This is a genomic window from Nocardia tenerifensis NBRC 101015 (assembly GCF_000308715.1).
In the GTDB taxonomy this organism is placed as follows: domain Bacteria; phylum Actinomycetota; class Actinomycetes; order Mycobacteriales; family Mycobacteriaceae; genus Nocardia; species Nocardia tenerifensis.
On sequence record NZ_BAGH01000405.1, the window covers coordinates 1 to 1,647 of the forward strand.

The following is a 1,647-nucleotide window of genomic DNA, read 5'->3' on the forward strand; positions in this document are numbered from 1 at the left end:
CACCACGAGCGCGGGCGCGACCCGCAGCATCCCCGCGGCGCCGAGCACCACGCCCAACGCCCGAAACCGCCTGCCCCCCTGGAGAACTCCCTGCTCCCCCGACCAGCAGCACCAGCGCGGGCGCCGCCCCGAGCGCCGCCGCGCACGCCGCGACCCCGACATTCAACGCACCGGTCACCACGGGCACCAGCACGGCCACCACCACCGCGACGATCACCGCACACCGCCACTGCAATCCCCGCAGCGCCGCGACACTCGCGCCCCGCACCAACTCCCTGGCCACCACGTTCTGCAACGCCAGCGCGGGCACCGCACACAGCAGCTGCACCGCGAGCAGACTCGCGAACTCGCTGTACCCCGCAACCCCTAACCACCGCCCGGCCAGCAGCTGAAGCAGATACCCCGCGACATTGGCGGTCATCGCCCCCGCCGTAACCAACGTCAGATCCGCCACCACAGGAAACCGACGGACAGCAGACACGCCCGCCATCGTCCCACCCCACCCGCCGAGACCACCCAGCGGCATGCTGGCCAGCGCAATCGGCACGGCGGAATCGTCTCCCGGCCGTGTCTTGGCGGACGTTGTCGGCGAGCGGGTGGGGGGCGGGCCGTAGGGTGCACAGGCGTGGGTGACGGCGGCGGGCGACGGGGCTGGTGGGTTCCGGCTGGGTACAGCGCGGTGTTGGCGCTGGTTATCGGCGGGCCGCTGTGGGGGTCCGGGTATTTGTTGCTGCGGGATGCGGTCAGTACGCCGCGGTCCTATCCGACCGATTCGGCGTTGGGGCTGGGGGATGCCGCGCCGCGGGCGGTGCCGCAGGACGGGTTGCTCGCGGTGTTGTCGACGGTTGTCGACGGGGGCCTGATCGTCAAGGTGATTCTGTTCGTCGCGCTGTGGGCGGCGGGGTATGGGGCGGCGGTCCTCGCGCGCGAATTGGTCGGCGTGCCGGTTGGGGGGCAGCTCGTCGCGAGCACGGTGGCCGTGTGGAATCCGCATGTGGCCGAGCGGCTGTTGCAGGGGCACTGGAGTCTGCTTGCCGGATATGCCGCATTGCCGTGGGTCGCGTTGTGCGCGTACCGGATTCGAGCAGGGGGTGGCGATCTCGGGGCGTGGGCGGGACTGGCGGGGTTCCTCGCGGCGGCGGGTCTGACGCCGACCGGATCGCTGCTCGCGGGTGTCACCGCATTGACGCTGGTCGGGCGGCGACATGTCGCCGGTGCGCTCGGCCTGCTGATCGCCGCGTGCGCGCCGTGGCTCACCGCCACCGCCCTGTCCGGGGTGGCCGGCGAACCGTCCGATCCGGCGGGCATCGCCGCCTTCGCCGCCCGCGCCGAGCCGGGACTCGGCACGCTCGGCAGTCTCGCGGGGCTCGGCGGCATCTGGAACGGTGACGCGGTACCGGGTTCGCGCACAACACTTCTCGCGCTGATCGGCACGGGGCTGCTGCTCGTCATCGTGGCGACCGGCGTGCGCTCGGTGGTCGCGAACGCCGACGCCAGCGGCGGCAATGGCAACAGCGGCGGTAGCGCAGACAGCGGCGACAGCTCCAGCGGCGACAGCGACAGCACCAGCGGCAAACGATACGTTCGTCGCGCATTGGTCGTGCTCGCGGTGCCGGCGGTTCTGTTGCCCGCGCTGGGTGCGACGGC

2 pseudogenes are annotated in these 1,647 nt (G+C 72.3%); one reads left to right on the top strand and one right to left on the bottom strand.

The window, feature by feature from the left end:
* Positions 1-421, bottom strand: a pseudogene (locus tag ON39_RS32300) (polysaccharide biosynthesis protein); the annotation flags it as partial.
* A gap of 204 nt (positions 422-625) precedes the next feature.
* Here ON39_RS32300 and ON39_RS32305 point away from each other — a divergent pair.
* A pseudogene (locus ON39_RS32305) lies at positions 626-1,647 on the top strand (MmpA family trehalose lipid delivery protein); the annotation flags it as partial.